Below are 17,121 nucleotides of genomic sequence, written 5' to 3' on the forward strand. Positions count from 1 at the left end.
CGCCAACATCATTTGCCCCCGTGAAGGTCATAATACCCCTGAATTTTAGTTTGAATGTCGGCCATTACGGAGACCTCATCGGGCAGCTTTGCTGCGTCCATGAACTCTGCATAGACTTCGGAAAAATCCATCTGTGACAGGTCGAGGCGCTGGAACTCCTCGATCGAAAAACCCTTGCAGGTCTCGTCCTTGGGCTTGGCCCACGGCTTGCCGATTTGCTGCCGGCCCTGCTCCTGAAGGATGCGAGAGAGCTTGCTGCCAAAGCAGCAATAGGCGTCCTTCGACGTGACACAGACGCCTAGAACCTTTTCGGAGCAGTAGGATCCGACCTTGTGACACAGGCCCTTATCGTCCTTCTCGTCGAGCTGCTTTTCGGCCGAACTGCACAGCCAGGGCGTGAGCAGCGGAACGCCGCTGCCGGAGCAGCAATTCGAGGCGCCGAAGATCTTCTTGTTGCAGGTGCCGCGCTCACCGGAAAAGACGGTGAGGTTGTCCGGATCAAACTGCTTGCCGGCGTCGCCGATCGAATGGAGCGCAACCAGCGCGTCCTTGAACTCGGTCGACGCTTCGCGTTCGATCGTCTCGCAGCTACCGTTGAGGCAATACACATCCCCGCCGCAGACATACTGCTTATCGGCTGGCGCCTTATCATCAGAAAGCGGGCAACTATAAACCCGCTGCGACACCTTGCAGGCGCCGCTTTGCGGATCGTCGAGGCACTCGTCGCGCAGGAACTTGCATTGCTTGTTGGCATCGAGATCGGTGCAATCGCTTGCCGGCGTGAGACGCTGACAGGTGAAGGACCGCGACCACGCCCAGCACGCTTGCGTGACGGAAACGCTCTCGATGATCCGGGTCTCAGGGCCTTCAGTGCAGACTTCGGTCGCTTGGGGTACGCACGTCGTGTCGCCGGCAAGCGCGGGGCAGGTGCCCTCGTTGCGGGCAACGGTGACGCTAAGCGTCCCTTCCTTCTTCAGATAGGCCGTGCCGGTCGCGTTATTGTAATGGCTGGCGATCTCGGCAGCCGACAATTCGGGGTTGCAGGAATATAGCTGGGCAGTGCCACTCACATTCTTCTTGCAGTATTTCCGGTAGCCTTCGACGTCGTTCCCGCCGGCACCAAGCTCGATCTGCGCGTCGCAGATGTGCTTCGAGACAGGCTCCGCGCGGCAAACGCCAGCGCCGACCTTCGCCTGCATGACGCTGTTTTTGGCGAACCCGTAGCCTTCGTTTTTGTCGAGAACGCCGTAGTAGAACCAGCGCGCGGTGTTGATGACGGTCGGCACAAGGTTTCCGCGGCAGGCCTCAACCGTATCGGTGACCTTCGAACCCTTGTTGCAGGTCGCCTCATAATAGCCCTTCGAGCCGACCGATGGCGGGAGCGCCGTGCATGTGCCTTCGGCACCGCCAATGTTCTCGCCACCCAGATAGGTGTCAGGATCCTTCTCGATCGCGGTGCCGCGCGAGGTGGCCGCGAGGATCTCGGCATTGCTGAAGGTCGCCCGCGTGCGGCCGCGATCGGTCACCGTGCCGAACGCATCGTCGGTGCCGGCTTTCGAGCCACCATCAACCACCAGGCGGCCGGGATCGTCGAAGTAGACCTTCTCAGCCAGATCGGTGCCGCCAAAGCCCGGCAGTTGTGCGAGCTTGGCGTCGTTCGGACCCAGACTCTCATCAGCGCGCATCGTTTTGCCGAGGTCGGCGCCCTGCTTGCGTGCTTCCTCGATCGTCGTCTGCGCGACGACGCCGCTGGTGGCGCCTGCGAGGACGCTCAGTAGCAGAGAGAAAGCGACGCGCTTCACTCAGACGCCCTTGCTGAGATTGCGCAATGCGACGGATGCGACGCCAGCACCGGGACCGTGCGCCGCGACGAAGGTGTCGAGTACATAGCGAACCGAGACGTTGCCGGTGATCTTGTCGTGCGTTGGCACCGAGGTGGTGCAGTTCAGGCCCGAGCAGAGATCGAAGTCGGTCGAGACGGCGACATAGGTCGGCACAGCTTCGACGTTGAACGCACGAAAGAGTCGGGGATCGATTCCGACATTGGACAGCTGATCCTTGTCGGTGACGACCTTGCCCAACATGGCGCTGAAGGCCTTCATCGAGTTGTTCGGGAAGCCCCGGAAGACGACTACACCGCCTGCCTTGGCTGTGTCGGCGATGAGCTGACGGAGCGCCGCGGGCGGCATCGACAGGCTCGCAAAGGCGATGAACTGCGGGGCATCGCCCTTGGTGCCGGCGACGTTCTGGCTCGCGCCCTTGATGATCTCGTCGAAATCGAACGCACCGTCACCGTTCATCGGCAGATCGGCCTTGGCAAGGTTCGCCAGATTGTCGGTGCTCTTGGCCTGGATAGCGACCGCTTCCTCACGGAACGCGTCGCCGCGGTTGCGGACGTGTTCGGCAAAGATGTCGGCGTCACCCTGCATGGCGGCCGAGCGGCGCTTGATGGCCTCGAGGTCGAGACCATCGACGGTCTGCGCGATCGCCTGAATGCCGGCGAGACCGGCAAGTGCGGCGATGACGATGGTGATGCGGCGCATATCAGTCTCTCCTCAGAGCACGCAGCAGTTGCGCTTGCGCCAGACGAGGTAGCCCATGTCCTCGCCCTTCACGGGGAAGGAGCGGCCTGCCTGCGGTGGCATGGTCGAGGCCCCGAGAGGTGAGCAGGCCATCTTGCCGCTGACCATCGGGATCGGGTTGACCATCTGGACGCGGTATTGCTGCTTGCGCAGCACCGGCATGGGGTACTTGTTGCACAGCCCCTTGGATCCCATCGTGCCCCAGGCGAGGCCTTCGCGGTGGATCTTGAAGGCGAAGCGGGCAAGCGCGAGACGCGACGCCTGCACATGGCCGATCGAGGCGGCGATGTTGCCGTTGACCGGATACATCGGACCTTGACAGCCAGCGCACCAGAAAGTCGCATCGAGCGGCAGCTTGGCGGTTGCAGCGATGCAGTCGCCGGCACACGCGGCTTGCGCAATCGGCGACGAGAACAGCACGGCTTCCGGATTGATGAGGGCGGTGAGCGAGTCATCCTGCCAGAGCGGATCGACCTCGGTCATGTAGGCGATGTCGAACGACGCCTGCTCAAAGCACAGGAAATCGGTCAGGATCTCCATCCAGTAGAGCAGCGGATAGACGTACCAGTGGACGTGCCACTTGGACGTGTTCTGCCCGTTGCCTCCGGTCTGCGACGGTCCCGAAAGCTGACCCTGGCCAATGTCGAACCCGGGCGCGATCTTCGTGCCACCCAGATTAACGAAGCACCAAGGCTTGGTGGTGACGTCAGCAAGCCGCACGGGCTCCCAGAACCCGGCCGAGATACCGATGCGCGGCACCGGACTGCCGCACGCGCAGACGGGAAGGGACGGGTTTTCGGTGTCGGCACGATTGCTCGGCCAGATCTTGAGGCCACCCACCGAAAGCGGGAAGAGGCAGGACCAGCAGACGTCGGTGATCGGGTTCACGAACTTGCCCGAGCACTTCGATTGCGCCTCCGCGCGCGGGCTCAGCGTCATCGATAGCACGAGCGCACCGAGCATAAGCGTAAGGAGGCGCAGAAGCTTCACGCGTGCTCCTCCGACGCCTGTGCGGCGTCGAGGAAGGCGTTGTCGGCCCGGTTCTTACGGAAGACGTACAGCGCTGTATGCAGCGCCGTCATGGCAAGGATGGCGGCCACAATAAGCGAAGCGGGACGCCCGAAAAGGGCAACGAGCGGCGAGATCGCAATCACACCGATCCCGGACAGAACGCAAAGCACCTGGAAGGTGCGCCGCATGGCGCAAAGATCGTCGGTTTCAGGCGCTGCCATAGGCGTGCGCAGGAGGTCGAGCCAAAGCGGCATCAGCTTATTCCCTTCAGCTTGATTTCGGAGAGCTTCAGGACCCGACCATTCTGGACGGCGACGGCCGGCGTGTGCCGAATGCCGAGTTTGCCGGTGAGGCGACCTTCCTGATCGAAGTAGAAGCGGCGCTTGCGGTTGGTCATCTCTTCGATCGGCGAGCCGTTCACGAGGATGATCTTGGCCTTCAAATCGCTGTACTGCGACGTCGCCCATGCCATCTGCGCGGCGTCATCGCCGTCGACGAACACCAGTGCCTGGTTAACCGCGACGAAATCGAGCGGGTTCACGGTCTGCCCGGCGCGGGCGATGTAGTTGCCCTTCTGGTCCTGGACATCGCGCTCGATGACGATCGTCGGATCATACGCCCAGCTGCGTGGTTCCGTCGTCGCGGTGATGCCGGCGACCGGCTTCGGCCGACGCACGCGCGCCTCAGACCGCTTGGCAAACTCGGCGTTCATGCGGTCGATGCCGCCGCTGGCTTGCAGCCGCTGCAGGCGGGCCTCGATCGTCGCAAGCAGATCCGGCTCGATGATTGGAAAGGCCTGGCCGACGACACCTTGATCGCTCGCGCGCGTCGCAGACGTTAGCGACACGGAGAGCAGGGCGACGATCGCAAAGGACTCGATCGCTCGCTTCACAGGATTGGCTGCCCAACGCCGACAAGTCTGTTCGAGCAGGCGTAGCCGATCGCGGCATAGCGGCTGTCGAAGCCGTCCTTGTGCGGGCTGCCGACATAGTAGCAGCCGGGCGGAATGACGCCCGTAGGGCCAGCCACCAATGGCTCGCCTAATTTGGTGACGGGCTTCATGTAGCTGACGAGCTTGCCGGCAACGAACACGTCGGCACCCCGGTGGACGACGGTGTCACCGGGCATGCCGTAGACGATCTTGCCGAACATCTGCTTTTTCGCACCGAAATGCTTGATGACGAGCGGGACGGCTGGCGGCACGAAAAAGACGTACTCACCGCGCTTCGGAACCGCTGTCTTATGAATGACGAACGCCCAGTTCGGCAAAGATTCCGATGCGTTTATGAGCAGCCCGTGCGTGTCCCGCCACTCCGCGATCGCGTTCAGCGAGATCCCGCCGGCGACGAAAAGGCCAAGCGCTGCCCAGAGACGCTTGCGGGGGCGGAAGCCCTCGGCCGCTGCTGGCGCCGAGATTGCCTTACTGGCCACCGGGGCCACCAAAGCTCGAGACCATCGCGCCGGCAACCGCCGGATTCACCGGTGCGACGTCTTGCGCTGTCGCGGGGGCAGGCACTGTGGCGAAGGGGTTCGGCGCGGCGGGAACGGGGGCAACCTGCGCGGTTTCCACAGGTGCGATCGCCGGAGCGACGGGCACCTGGCCCTGCATCATCGAGCCCATCTGCGCGGGCGTCGCCGGCATCGGCGCCCTTACGCCAGAGGCATAGATCGCCCTGGCGACGTCGGCGGTGATGTCCGGAACGCTCTTGGACAGGACAGCCTCGCCGACGAGAACGACCTGGCCAGCAGCACCGCGACGCTGCAGCTCGGTGTCGAGCGACGCCATGAAGGCGCGCATCTGCGCCTGGACCTGATCGGGCGGGGTCGCGCTGCGGGCTTGCGCCTGCACGTACTCGCCAACAATGCGGGACAGGTCTGCCTTGACGATATGCTGCGGCTTTTCAGCGGTCACGACCTTCGTGACCCACATGGCCCAGACGAGCGCGAGGACGAGCGCCGCACCGATCAGCAGCTGCGCGGCGGTGTAGCCTGCGAACACCGTCTTGCGCCGGACAGTGATAGCGGCAGGAGCGGTCACAGCAGGCTCGGCCGTGGGGGTGTCGACGGCCTCGGTCATGCGCGATGCTCCCGGCGAGCGGCGTCACGCGGCAAAATGGCGTGACGGCGGAAGAACATGATCGTGCCGGAGATGACCATATGAACGATCCCGACGATCATCTTGAACTGGTCGAGCCGGGCAGCGTCCGCTGCGAGGTAGCGGCTGGTCAGGTTCTGCAGATGATTCATCATGCCATCAAGCGAGAAGCTGCCAATGAGCAGGAAGAAGAGGACGAACACGCCCCACGTCATCAGCAGCGTCGTGGCCATAAAGCCCGCGAAGTGCAGTCCGAAATAGAGGAAATAGCCGTAGTCGACCTTGCGTGTCGTATGGAGGGGCTGAAGAACGGTTGCCATTGCTGTCACTCCGCTGCGATCGCCAGCGCATCGTCGGCGCTCGGATCGGTCCACTTTTCAGGGTTGTCGGGGTAGGCGATCCGCTCGATCGCCTCTTCCATCGTCAGGCCTTGCGCGAGCAGGTCGTGGATCGCTGCAAACGTGCGTGGCGACGACGAGTAGACCGTCGCCGAGTAGGGATCGAGGACAAGCCGGCCGACCGCCAGCGTTTCCGGACCCTTGATCATCACGTCGGAATATTCGGAGCCGTTACGCTTCAACGAGCGGAGCAGCGCGTCGGTGTAATCGTCCATCTCGAAGCGATCGTGCTTCTTGAAGTCGGCGATCGTCTCCGCCTTCTGCTGCAGGATGACGAACCAGTCGCTATTCTCGAGGGCGGCTTTGGACCCGTCCGACTTGTAATAATCGTTGAGGCTCTGCGTGGCGGTCACCAGCGACGCGCCGTATTTGCGGCAGGTGCGTGCATAGGCTTCGATGAAGTCGGCCATCGAGCCACCCTTCAGCATCTGCCATGCCTCATCGAGCAGCAGGGCTTTCGGGATCGAACGGTCCTCGCGACGCATGGCCTGGCTCGCCATGAACATGATCGCCGTCAGGGCGACGCTACGAAGCTCCTCGCGCGACGACAGATCCGACAGCTCGAACACCGTCAGGTTGTTCTTGAGCTGGAAGGACACCTCGCCCTCGAAGAAACGGCCATAGGTGCCGTCGGTCGAGAAGGGGCGCATTGCGATCGCGAGATTGATGGCGAGCGGGTTTTCGGTTTCGTCGAGCGCGGCGATGACGTCATTGACGGAGCCCTGCCGGCCTTTCTCCGCCCAGACTTTGTTGATTGCGCCATCGATCAGGCCGCGCTCGGTATCGTCGAGCTTGTCGATGTGACGCGCCATCTGGTTCACAATCGATTTGAGCATGGCGAAGCAGTCCATGAGGTAATCCTCATCGGTCTCCGCCAGCACCGGATCGATCATCGAGAACGGGTTGATGCAGAAGCCCGACGACATCGTGAACTCGACGAACGCGCCGCCCTGCAGCTTGCAGGAATGCTCGAACGAGCGGCCGTCGTCGATCACTACGACCTTGGCACCGGCGCCGACCATCGAGGAGCAAAGCTCCTGCAGCGCCACCGACTTGCCCGAGCCCGACTTGCCGAAGACCGCCACATTGTGGTTGCCGGCGGTGTTCTCGAATGGCGACCAGAAAAAGGGCTGACCCCGCCTGCCGATCAGCATCAGATGCGGGTTGTTGCCGCCCAGATATTCCCCTTGCAGCGGCATCAGGCTGGCGGCCGTCGTAGTCAGGACGGTGCGCAGCCGCTTCATGTTCTTCAGGTCGAACGACAGGCCATTGGCCATCGTCATCGGCATCGCAGCAAGAAGGCCCTGGATCTGTAGATAGCGATCGTCGAGCAGGTCCCAGCCTGCCGCACGGTACACTGACTTGAGGATGCGCTCATTGGCGTCGCCCTTGCCCTTTGGGCTGAACGAGGTGACCGAGTAGAAGGCCTGTACGAGCTTGCGGCCCTGGCGCAGCTCGTCCTTGACGAACTTCCACTCCTCGGACTGATCCTTCAGCTGTGGCAACATGCGCGCGGACTTGCTGTCGGCGAGGCTGGTGGTGCGCATGAACTTGCGACCGGCGCGCTGTCCGGAGGCCTCGGCGTCAGGGAAGTCGAGGCAGAGGTTGGTCGACACCGGGCAGGGCATGCGCAGCTTGTCGGCGAACATGTCGCCGATCAGCTTGGCCATGTCCCAGGGCGCCCAGCGCTGCGGCAGGTTGCGCACCGAGAAAGAGCGCACGTCGAACGTGTCCGGGTAGATTTCGCCAATCTCGGGCGCGTTTTCGACCGTCTTTCCGGTCGGACGGAAGCGCTCGGTGCGCAGCAGGATGCGGTCCGGCTCGATCTTCATCTCGAGGTCGTGGCGCACGGCCTGGTCGGCGATCGGATCGAACGGATTGTAGGTGATCGTGTCGTCACCTGGCGCCGTCGTCGGCGAGGTGATGTCATCGATCCACGAGATGAGACCCTTGGGGTCGATCGCGCGGGCATGAACGCCGAGCGACTCCAGGGCCGAGATCAGGCCATCCATTACCGAGACAATCTCTTCGTTCGATACGCGGCTCGATTCCGGGGTCGAATAGGACAAACCGAGCCGATGATTGCGCAGGCAGAATGGCGCGGAAGCCGACAGCGAATTCCACACGCCACCCATCAGATACTCGGTCCGATGACGGGCCATCCGCTCGTAGATGCCCGACGCCGAATAACGCGGCATGTACCACTGCGAGAGCTTCTCGCTGATGCGTGGGCTCATCCAGCCATGGACCTGTAGCGCGCCGGGCGTAGGAATGCCTTCGGACAGCAGCTGCGCCAGCATCTCGTGGCTCTGCTCGTTCGCGCCAATCATTGGGGTGGCTTCGAGGAAGAACCCGCGCGAAGCGCTGTTGTAGTAGATCTGCGTCTTCGGATCGTAGCTGCGGTAGGGCAGCCAGTGGACAAACCGCGGGACAACCGAGTCCGGACGGCCGTTCTCAGGCTTGGCGGAGTCGCCGAGGAGCGTGGAGAGCAGGCCTTTGAAGATGCTCACTGGACAACTCCGGGGAAAGAGGACTCGCGCAGCACGGGCAGCGGGTTCGCACTCTTTGCCGCCTCCCGCGCTTCGGGCTCCGCACGGGCAAGACCGGCACGAACAGCCGGATTGGTGCCGACAGCGGCGATCGCGGTGCGCCCGGCCGGGGTCACGTATTTCGGCGTAATAACCGAGGTGGACGTAACGACCGGACGAACAGGCGCGGGTGACGGGAGAGGCTTGGCGGTGGTGGTCATGCCAACCGCGACCGGCACGTTTGTCATGGTGGCCGCTGGCTTCGAGCCATAGGTCAAAGCGGTAGGAGCGCGGAGAGCGGAAGGGGGCACCGAAAGGCGGCGCGGCGTCTTCGAGAGCCGACGGGCGACCTGGTCCTTGATGTCACCGACGGGATCGGCATGGCCACGAGCAGCCGCGACCGCAGCGGCGCTCGGCATGTCCGGATCAACGGCCGCGTCCTCGCTTGCGAATAGAGGCTGATCGGCGTGATCAATTGCAGCAAGCAGGTTGTCACCACCGGTGGCCGCGCGGACCTCGGCCGGCGTTGTGGCGACCGTATTGCTGGCAAGGGCCTGCTGCCATTCACCGCGCTCAACAACCGCGTGTACGGCTGTCTGCTCATGCAGTCGGCCCGCCGCATCGATCTGCGCCGGGAAAATGATGCGCAGTACGCGCTCCTGGCTGCGTGCAGGCACAGCAGCCGCGGTATCGAACCCACGGCCCTCGGTACGCGGTGCCGTGTACGGCCCCGCGGGAGTAATCATGCGGTCGCCATCTTGGCCCGAAATCAACGCCAGAGCGCGATCGTCGATGACCGAACTGGGCGCGCAGATACCATCCGGCGCGACACAGCTGAAGCTTCCTTTCACATTTCCGCCGAGCGTCGTGCAGCCAGTCATCATGGTACCGGCTGCAAGCGTCACAGCGAGACAAACGTGGACCTTGTTCACGACCGGCCTCCAGCGATGAAGGAAGCGAGTGCTTCCTTAGGACGATAGCCCTCGATCATCGCGCCATCGGCGCGGACGATGACGGGTGTTCCGTTCAGGCCATGCGACCGGGCAAAGCGCTCATTGGCATCAAGGCCCGAGGTGTCGCAGGTGGCGGCGTTGCGCAGTAGCTCGCCGGCATAGGCCTGATGAAGCGCGGTCTCGCGGTTCTTGGCGCAATACACCTGATTGGCGAGGTCGCGGCTGCCAAGCACCGAGATCGGACGCTCGACCACCCGGACGTTCATCGAACGCAACGTGTTCGACAGAGCGCGGCAGTAGCCACAGCGAAAGTCGCTGAAGACCGTAACCGTCTTGCCCAACTGGTTGCCCCAGACGATTGCGCCATCCTTGGGGAGGCCGTCGAGCGAGATGCGCGATGGTGTCGCGGGCGCCGTAGATTGCGTACCGGCACCGACCGCCTTGGCAATCGGGGGCTCGCCGCTGTCAGCCGCGTTGTTGGCTTTGGCGGCCCCGCCGATCAGCGTGTCCGGATTGATCTCGAGCAGACGGGTCGCGGTCAGATCCTGCCGCGTCTCCATGTCGTAGACCCGGCCGATGACGAGGTAGCGTCCCGAGCGATCGACGTAGAACAGGTTGTTGCCCGCCGTCACTTCGCACAGGCCATCGACAACCGCGCAGTCGACCTTGCTGACCTTCGTCTTGGGTAAGCGGGCCTTGAGAAGCGAGATCACCGATGCGTCGACGGGGCGAAGCGCCGCATAGGCCGCTTTTGCGCCGATCGCGGCCGCAATGAATGCCGCAACGATCGCGAGGAGGATGAATACCCGTCCCACGGTGACGCGCTGGTCGGCGCTGCTATCAGTTCCGAACATAAACACCCTCCAGAAAGACGATCTCGACGTCGACGCCGGTCGGCATTTCGATGACCGGCTGGTACTGCTCGGCGCGCTCGATCAGGTATTTCGAGAGGTCCTTGCCGGACTCCTGCGCACCGCCACCGAGCGCCCGCAGGCCGACGTTCCCGAGGTTCGGCGTGTGATTGATGCCACCGTTGCCGCTGGTCGAAATCGTCGCCAGTGGCGCGTTGAAAGCGGTGTTGAGCGCGTTGCCCGCCCCGCCAACGAGCCCCGCGAAGAACGCCTGCATCGCCAGCGAGCCTTCGCGGCTAACCACGCGACCACGCACGCCGGTCTTGCCGCCAAAGGCGATGAAACCTTTGACCTCGGACTCCGCGTACCGCCCGCCCGGTTGCGGGCAGGTCATCTTCTGAAGCTTGATGTAAACCTTCTCGCTCGACAGATCGCCGCGCGCCGCACCGTTGATGAGGCAGCCCTGGATCTTAGTGGTGAGAAGCTTGCCGTTCTGCAGCACCGAACGCGCTGGCCCGGTGATGCGTAACACCACGGGCAATGGATCGCTCTGGCTGTTGACGCCAGCGGACGCATCGACGCCCACGACGACCTTTGCTGATGCGAAGCTGTTCGCAGGGAGGTAGTTTGGGCTGTCGGTATAGACCGTGTTGCCCTTCGACACCTTGGAGGCATTGCCAGTCTCGGCCGAGCCGAACGAGACCATTTTTACTTCGCTGAGGCGGGCGGTCGCAGGCGCTGGACCAGGGCCGGTAGCACCAGGGTTACCGTACAGCGCGGCACTGCCGGGGCCGTACATTGCCTGCGGGCCGGGTGTCGGTACGGGCACGGCCGCGCGCTCATTGACCTGACGGCGCAGCTGATCGTTCTCGGCCTGATAAGCGGAAACGACACGCTGGCCATCGGCCGACATCGACTGGTTCTGGGCGCGCATCGCATCGAGTTGCTCGGCAAGCTGCGCGACGCGGGCGTTGGTGCCTTCGACACCCTTCAGCTGGTTCTCGTTGGACTGGAAACGGTTTTCGGACTGCGCCATCCACTCCTGCTCGGACTTGGTCTTATTGGTCATGTCGCTGACCGAGACCGTCTTCTTGTCCGCGCTATCGGGATCGATCTTCTTGGGACCATCGTCGCCACCGAAGATCCAAAACGAAGATGCCACCAAGACGACGCCGCACCCGGCGGCGAGCTTCATCTGCTGCTTTTTGCGGGTCTCGATGTTGCCATCCAGTTCCGAGGCGATCGGGGATACACCGTCACCGTCGCCAGCTTCCGGTGCGTCGAGCGGCTTGCGCTCGCGGGAGAAGATATTCTTGATGCCCATGACTTAGTTTCCGTTCCGCGAGACGAGGTAAGCGGTCGTGACCCGACCGGGCGCGAGCTTGGGTTCGGCGATCGACACCGCGAGCGCGCTAGGCGGAGCGACGCTCGCCTCGGTCAGCGTGGTTTCCTTGGTGCCTTTGTTTTCGATGCGCAGGACGCGACCGGTGAGGGCTTCGCCGCGATATTCAGAGATCATCTGGACCTTGAGGTCGCCGACATAGACAGGCTTGAGCGAGCGCTGACGCATCTCGAAGCCGTCGACCGTCTTGTTGGCGTACATCGCCTGCACGAGCGTCACCGCAGCCTCCTCCGGCGAGGATGTCTGTGCTACCTTGGTGGTCGTGCCGGCTTCCGCGGCGTCCGCCTTGGCGATCGCCGGGTTCGAGACGAACACCTGCACAGCCTGGTCGCCGCTTATCCGGCACTGGAACTTGTAGACGTAGCCGCGCTTGCTGGTGCCGAAGAACGATAGAAGCTGGCGGCCGAAGCCTTCCGGCACCGACAGGTAGATGTCGCCACGGACCGGCTCGTTGACGACAGAGAAGTCGTCGGAGGGGTTGCCGGTGTTGATCTTGGACACACCCGCGAACTCGTCGCCGACAAGGCTGATCCGGGTGAGATCCTTGGCGGAGGCATTGCAGGAGACCTGCGCGCCGTCGTCGGCCATCAGCGTCTGGTCAGCGGCCGCGAAGGCGGGCGCCGCAAAGACGAAGAGGGCAACAGCAATCAACGCCGCGCCAACGATGCGGCTCAGCCAGCAGAAGGTGCGGGTGGAGAGGGCAGTGCCGAGTGCGGCGCTACCGATGGCATAGATTGGGGTCACATCATGGCTCCCGGGCGGGTCTTGGGCTGGACCATGCTGAAGCCCACAAGCTTCAGGGTCATGCCGGCATATTCCCAGTCGTAGACAAAGGTACGCTGCTCGGAGGAAACGACCTTTTGACCGATGACTGTGTTGAGCTTTCCAGTGACCGTCGACTGGAGCGCCTTGGGGTCGATCTCCATACCGTCGAGCGTGAAATACTGCGACATGCTCGAGCCGCGCTGCTCATCAACGATCTTGAGCAGGTCGGCTTTGATCTTGCCCTGCGATTTAGGCGAGACGATCGCGAGGACCGACTTCATCCAGTAATCGAGACTGCTTGGGGTGCGGTTGAGCGTCAGCACGGCCGTGTCACGGGTCACAAGCTCCAGATACTCGCGCGAGACGCCAGACGTGGACAGCGTGACCGACGAGCCAAGAACAGGCTGCAGCACTATTTCCCGACTGCGCGTTGCCGACATCAAAAGCAGAAGCGCGACAATTCCTGCGAGAACCAGCGCGGCGATGCCGAGGACATTGCGCTGGCGGAGGACGCGCTGCGACTGCGCGTGCTGATAGCTAAAATCCATGTTAGCCCACCATCAGTCGGAGGTAGGAAGGTGGCGTGGCGCGGAGCGACGGGAAGCCGCCTGGCAGATGCCAATACGCCAAATGAATCAGCCACGAAGTCGCCCGCCCCGCCTTGGCCCTCCTAAGAGCCCACCAGCCTAGGACGGCTAAGCCGATCCCGATGACGATGTGTTGGGACAGGATCCCCCAGGTGAAGGGGATAACCATCGCGAGGAACTCGTCGAGCGTCCAGAACCCGATCAGCTCAGGATCGTCGAGGTGCGATGGGATCACGTACTTATCGGCTGACATCACGCCACCTTCAAAGACGATGCCGGCGAAGCTGCTATCAACGCCGGCACGAAGTCGGTTCAGATGGTGGCGGTGACCGTCGAGGTGACGATTGGGATGCCGGTACCGGCACCGACGCCCACACCGACCGGGATCGCGACCTGGCCGAGCGAGAAGCGGCCCGAGGCCAGGCCGACGACGCCGCCAGCAAGCGACAGGACGGTGATGATCTTGCCGCCCGAACCTTCAAGGAAGCCGGTGAACGCTTCGAGCGCCGTGTTGAACGTGGCGTCTGCACCGGCGAATGCCGGGGATGCCAGAACAGCAGATGCGGCTGCCGCACCGATGACCGCCAGGGCGGTCGTCTCGGCGCGACGGCCGATCTTGAGCATGGTCTTCATGGTAGGGATTCTCCTTCGATCGAGCGCATTTCAGAGCGCCCAAGAGGAGACTGGCCGGCACGAATCTTTAGCCGCAAACGGAAACCGTCGGAACGATGCGAAAGCTTATGCTTTTCTTCTTAATTCAGCGTGATTTTGCCGTTTGCGAATCACAGCGCCCGTCTGAGCCGGGCGCCTGCCCGGAAATCCAGGGCACCTGCCCGGAAAGCGCGGGCAGACTGTTTTGGGATATCCGGTCATCCAGTTTGGCATCCAGATCGTAACTGGTTTAGCCGTTACGCCGCAGGATGCGGCCTATCCTTTTCACGAGTATGCCGGGGGAAGCTGAGGTCGGAAGTGGACTCGAGATTGAAGGTTGACCAAAGTGACGGCTGAAAAGGCGTATCATATTTCCGTTTCGGATCACTATTTCCGCCTAACCAGCGAAGGTATCCGACTTCTGTCGAACAAGCATCATTCGTACTATTCTTTATCTATGGTCATAAACGAGCGCGCGGAACGGGCTTCCTACCTGGTAGATAGTTACGACGCTGACGATATGCGAAACCATCTTCGCATAATCTCCAGCGAGGGCGAGGTCGAGATCGACTTCACTATTCTAGAGACCAGCTCCAGCACGATCGAGGCAGCTGCTCTCTCGTTTGGTGAGGCACTCGGGCAGGAGGTTCTCTTACCTGATGCTGTGTCGCTGATACTTTTTGACCTCATTGTCGAGCGTAATGCTACGGAGGTTCTTACGAAGCTTGGGCTTTCCGCCTCTGAGGCCGAAAGTTATCGCGTTTCCTTGAAGAAGAAAGACGCGAACGTCATCCCGTTGCGGCCTAAACGGTCATAACCGTTTGTTTCGAACCGGCTTAGGGTTGCTTTTTACAATTCGGTGAGTTTACCCATGAGCAATCAGCCGGGAGAATGGCGATGGGCGAAGCGACGCGAAGTTGGGCGGAAAACCCACCGGGGGCAATTCCAAGTTTCGAGTTAGAAGATTACATTTTAGCCAGGATGGATCTCGCACGGGTGAGCGTCAGGGAACTGGCGACTCTAACAAAAATTGGTCGAAGCCGTCTCCATGACGGGCTTCACCGTAAGGTCGACAAGCGTATCGCCCTCAAGATGCCAGAGATTGCAGCTATCCTTGAGGCGTTGGGCATTAGCAAAATCGAAGCCATGTATGCTCAGGAGATGCTTCAAAAGAACGCGGCGGGAGTCGACCTAAAGGACCTCCTGAAGGTCATATCGATGGTGTTGGGCGTCGTGACTGGGCTCCCTGAGCAAATTATTACCGTTGTAAGGCATGTCGACGGTCTCGGTTTTGACGATGTTCGACCTGAGCACGGCGAAGCTGCCCAAGAGCTGATAGTGCGGGCCATTCAGGTAGAATACCAAAAGATCGGTAAGCGCCGGTCCCAACGACTTGACGAGTTTGGGGAAGAATAACGGTCGCCGCTTGGCGACGCCGCGATGACACCGTTTTCACCCCATCGCGGGCTCAGTGAGATAGGGTAACTGAAAGCACGAGCGATACTCTAAGCTGATACCCTCAGCGAGCGACGGGCGTGTCGCGTTTCGACGTGCCTCTCGTGCTTTCAGTTACTCTATCTAATGAAGCCGTTTTTTGGTGCGTCCGACATACGGAAACTGAAAGCACGAGAATTTCCTCGTTAAAGAAACCGAAAGCACGAGCCAACGGGAGCGACTTCCCACGCCACTGCCGTTTAGGCTGTGGCTATCGCCGGTTCCAGAATCACGGGAGGCGATCTCGAGGTCGCTTGGTCTCGCGAAACCTAATTGAGGGAATGCCGTGCAAAGAAGAAAAGCCCGGCAATAGGTCGGAGCTTTCGAAATTTCGGAAGTGCTGCGTAACTACAGCGGCATAGCCAAATTACGATGATGCAGCGGGAATGCGTGCCTAGCGCGCCACGGACTTCTGCGTCCGCACGGAAATCCAAAGGGGGTTCTCCGAATGAATTCTATTACCTTCGCTCCAGGGGCGGGCCATCGGCGAGTAGACGAACGCACAGTGTCAATTGGACGGATCGCTGAAAGCTTTTCCGGGCTTCCCGAACGCGTAAGTCATCGGCATGTTCTAACAGCGTTCAAACGAGCCGCTCCCTACATTGGCGTACCGCCTCGCCTTGTGCATGCGGTTGACACGCTGATGAGTTGGTCTCGGGAGGTAGACTGGAGTGAGGGACAGCGCCCGATTGTCTTTCCCTCTAACGAAACGCTCAGTCAAAAGCTTGGAATTGGTGTTCGGCAGCTTCAAAAGCTGCTGGACAGTGCAACGCGGTGGGGGCTGGTTGCTCACCGCGACAGCGCCAACGGCAAGCGTATCGGAGCAAGGGGAAAAGACGGCCGGCTGATCTATGCTTACGGGATAGATCTCAGCCCGCTTGGCGTGCGCTACGATGAGTTCGTCCGCATAGCTGACGAGGGGACAGAGGCGGATTTACGCATAAATGTTCTTCGAAAGCGCGTTACCGCAGCCCGTCGCCGCATCAGCAGCCTGGTGCAGCTTATCATCGACGAGGAGATCGGAGGCGTCGATGCAACCGGCATCATCGAAACCACTCAGTTGGCTACTCACCAGATGCGGAAGGTTCGGGATGAACGTTTGCTCCAGGCTTGCGCTTCAGAGCTGGAAGGCCATGCAGCAGCGCTAGACGAGTGCATTAGGACGGTTTCCGCGAGGGACAACGAGGAACTCGAACAGGTAAATGATTCACCCTCGGGCGTCTTTAACGACACCCACTATACAACTACAAAACAACCATCCATTGCTAAAGCAAATTACTGTAGGAGCTCGGCGGAACGCAGTAGCGGACGAGGCTACGACGTCCGTAACAACGAGCCGCAGAGTGAAGTCGAGGCGGACCTAGCCCATCATGGCGTTGATCCGAGCTTTATTGCCGCTGTGGCTCCTGAATTCATTTCGTGTCCTCCCGAGCAAATGACATGGGGTATTGTCATCGGTGACGCCGAGAGGCTCATCGTCCAGGCTGCAATCCCAGCCAATGTTTGGCGTGAGGCTTGTCGACTAATGGGTCAGAAAGGCGCGGCGGCGTCGGTTATCGCGACGGCTCATAAACACGTTCGAGGCGATGTCGATCGTCCCGGAGCGTATCTTCGCGGCATGAACAAGAACGCCGCCTCGGGAAAACTGAACTTGGGGCGGACTTTTCATGGCCTGAAGGACCACGCCAAAAGGCAACCAGTCCGATCGCTATCGTGCAGCTCAGACCTTCGATCCGTCGGCCAGCTTTTGGCGACGGCACTGAGGTCCGCTGGTCGGGTCGAGCCGGCATTGCTGTGAGAGAGG

At 61.6% G+C, this 17,121-nt stretch carries 19 protein-coding genes; 3 read left to right on the forward strand and 16 right to left on the reverse strand.

All coding sequences use genetic code 11. The features are described from left to right. Window positions 1-8 precede the first annotated feature (8 nt). The 16 genes from QFZ54_RS19250 to QFZ54_RS19325 are packed head-to-tail and all read right to left on the reverse strand — an operon-like array spanning window position 9 to window position 13,805. The gene (locus tag QFZ54_RS19250) at window positions 9-1,802 is read right to left on the reverse strand and encodes a conjugal transfer protein TraN (protein ID WP_307090184.1); all 1,794 of its coding nucleotides are present in this window, start codon (window positions 1,800-1,802) and stop codon (window positions 9-11) included. After that, window positions 1,803-2,543, reverse strand: coding sequence for a type-F conjugative transfer system pilin assembly protein TrbC (gene trbC / locus QFZ54_RS19255; protein ID WP_307090185.1), 741 nt, complete (start codon window positions 2,541-2,543; stop codon window positions 1,803-1,805). A gap of 12 nt (window positions 2,544-2,555) precedes the next feature. Beyond that, window positions 2,556-3,545 (reverse strand): conjugal transfer pilus assembly protein TraU, encoded by a 990-nt coding sequence (traU, locus tag QFZ54_RS19260; protein WP_307090516.1) that lies wholly within the window; start codon window positions 3,543-3,545, stop codon window positions 2,556-2,558. 23 nt (window positions 3,546-3,568) lie between these two features. Further along, the gene (locus QFZ54_RS19265; RefSeq protein ID WP_307090187.1) at window positions 3,569-3,847 is read right to left on the reverse strand and encodes a hypothetical protein; all 279 of its coding nucleotides are present in this window, start codon (window positions 3,845-3,847) and stop codon (window positions 3,569-3,571) included. After that, a complete protein-coding gene (gene traW / locus QFZ54_RS19270; RefSeq protein WP_373458655.1) occupies window positions 3,847-4,473 on the reverse strand; it encodes a type-F conjugative transfer system protein TraW in 627 nt (208 codons plus the stop codon). The genes QFZ54_RS19265 and traW overlap by 1 nt, the downstream gene beginning before the upstream one ends. 8 nt (window positions 4,474-4,481) lie before the next feature. Continuing rightward, on the reverse strand, window positions 4,482-5,033 hold the full coding sequence (locus QFZ54_RS19275; protein WP_307090192.1) for a S26 family signal peptidase: 552 nt from the start codon (window positions 5,031-5,033) through the stop codon (window positions 4,482-4,484). Beyond that, window positions 5,014-5,670: a TrbI F-type domain-containing protein gene (locus tag QFZ54_RS19280; RefSeq protein WP_307090195.1), complete on the reverse strand. Its 657-nt coding sequence runs from the start codon at window positions 5,668-5,670 to the stop codon at window positions 5,014-5,016. The genes QFZ54_RS19275 and QFZ54_RS19280 overlap by 20 nt, the downstream gene beginning before the upstream one ends. After that, entirely contained in the window at window positions 5,667-6,008 is a 342-nt protein-coding gene (locus tag QFZ54_RS19285; RefSeq protein ID WP_307090197.1) for a hypothetical protein, read from the reverse strand. Before QFZ54_RS19285 ends, QFZ54_RS19280 begins: the two co-directional genes overlap by 4 nt. A 5-nt stretch (window positions 6,009-6,013) precedes the next feature. Continuing rightward, a complete protein-coding gene (traC, locus tag QFZ54_RS19290) occupies window positions 6,014-8,596 on the reverse strand; it encodes a type IV secretion system protein TraC (RefSeq protein WP_307090199.1) in 2,583 nt (860 codons plus the stop codon). After that, on the reverse strand, window positions 8,593-9,546 hold the full coding sequence (locus QFZ54_RS19295) for a TraV family lipoprotein (RefSeq protein ID WP_307090200.1): 954 nt from the start codon (window positions 9,544-9,546) through the stop codon (window positions 8,593-8,595). The genes traC and QFZ54_RS19295 overlap by 4 nt, the downstream gene beginning before the upstream one ends. Continuing rightward, window positions 9,543-10,421 (reverse strand): DsbC family protein, encoded by an 879-nt coding sequence (locus QFZ54_RS19300; RefSeq protein WP_307090203.1) that lies wholly within the window; start codon window positions 10,419-10,421, stop codon window positions 9,543-9,545. Before QFZ54_RS19300 ends, QFZ54_RS19295 begins: the two co-directional genes overlap by 4 nt. Then, window positions 10,408-11,742, reverse strand: coding sequence for a TraB/VirB10 family protein (locus tag QFZ54_RS19305; protein ID WP_307090205.1), 1,335 nt, complete (start codon window positions 11,740-11,742; stop codon window positions 10,408-10,410). Before QFZ54_RS19305 ends, QFZ54_RS19300 begins: the two co-directional genes overlap by 14 nt. Before the next feature lie 3 nt (window positions 11,743-11,745). Beyond that, window positions 11,746-12,564, reverse strand: a complete 819-nt coding sequence (locus tag QFZ54_RS19310; protein ID WP_307090208.1) for a type-F conjugative transfer system secretin TraK — start codon at window positions 12,562-12,564, stop codon at window positions 11,746-11,748. Continuing rightward, window positions 12,561-13,133 carry a type IV conjugative transfer system protein TraE gene (locus QFZ54_RS19315; RefSeq protein ID WP_307090210.1) on the reverse strand — a complete coding sequence of 191 codons (573 nt, stop codon included), beginning with the start codon at window positions 13,131-13,133 and terminating at the stop codon, window positions 12,561-12,563. Before QFZ54_RS19315 ends, QFZ54_RS19310 begins: the two co-directional genes overlap by 4 nt. A 1-nt stretch (window position 13,134) precedes the next feature. Further along, on the reverse strand, window positions 13,135-13,425 hold the full coding sequence (gene traL / locus QFZ54_RS19320) for a type IV conjugative transfer system protein TraL (protein WP_031439148.1): 291 nt from the start codon (window positions 13,423-13,425) through the stop codon (window positions 13,135-13,137). Between the two features lie 59 nt (window positions 13,426-13,484). Further along, entirely contained in the window at window positions 13,485-13,805 is a 321-nt protein-coding gene (locus tag QFZ54_RS19325) for a TrbC/VirB2 family protein (protein WP_307090215.1), read from the reverse strand. A 355-nt stretch (window positions 13,806-14,160) separates the two neighbouring features. On the opposite strand from QFZ54_RS19325, the gene QFZ54_RS19330 reads away from it, so the two are divergent. The 3 genes from QFZ54_RS19330 to repC all read left to right on the forward strand — a co-directional run bounded on the left by QFZ54_RS19330 (window position 14,161) and on the right by repC (window position 17,115). After that, window positions 14,161-14,640: a hypothetical protein gene (locus tag QFZ54_RS19330; RefSeq protein WP_307090218.1), complete on the forward strand. Its 480-nt coding sequence runs from the start codon at window positions 14,161-14,163 to the stop codon at window positions 14,638-14,640. Between the two features lie 80 nt (window positions 14,641-14,720). Beyond that, entirely contained in the window at window positions 14,721-15,239 is a 519-nt protein-coding gene (locus tag QFZ54_RS19335; RefSeq protein WP_307090219.1) for a hypothetical protein, read from the forward strand. A gap of 526 nt (window positions 15,240-15,765) precedes the next feature. After that, a complete protein-coding gene (repC, locus tag QFZ54_RS19340) occupies window positions 15,766-17,115 on the forward strand; it encodes a plasmid replication protein RepC (RefSeq protein WP_307090220.1) in 1,350 nt (449 codons plus the stop codon). Window positions 17,116-17,121 lie beyond the last annotated feature (6 nt).

The organism is Sphingomonas faeni, from assembly GCF_030817315.1.
In the GTDB taxonomy this organism is placed as follows: domain Bacteria; phylum Pseudomonadota; class Alphaproteobacteria; order Sphingomonadales; family Sphingomonadaceae; genus Sphingomonas; species Sphingomonas faeni_C.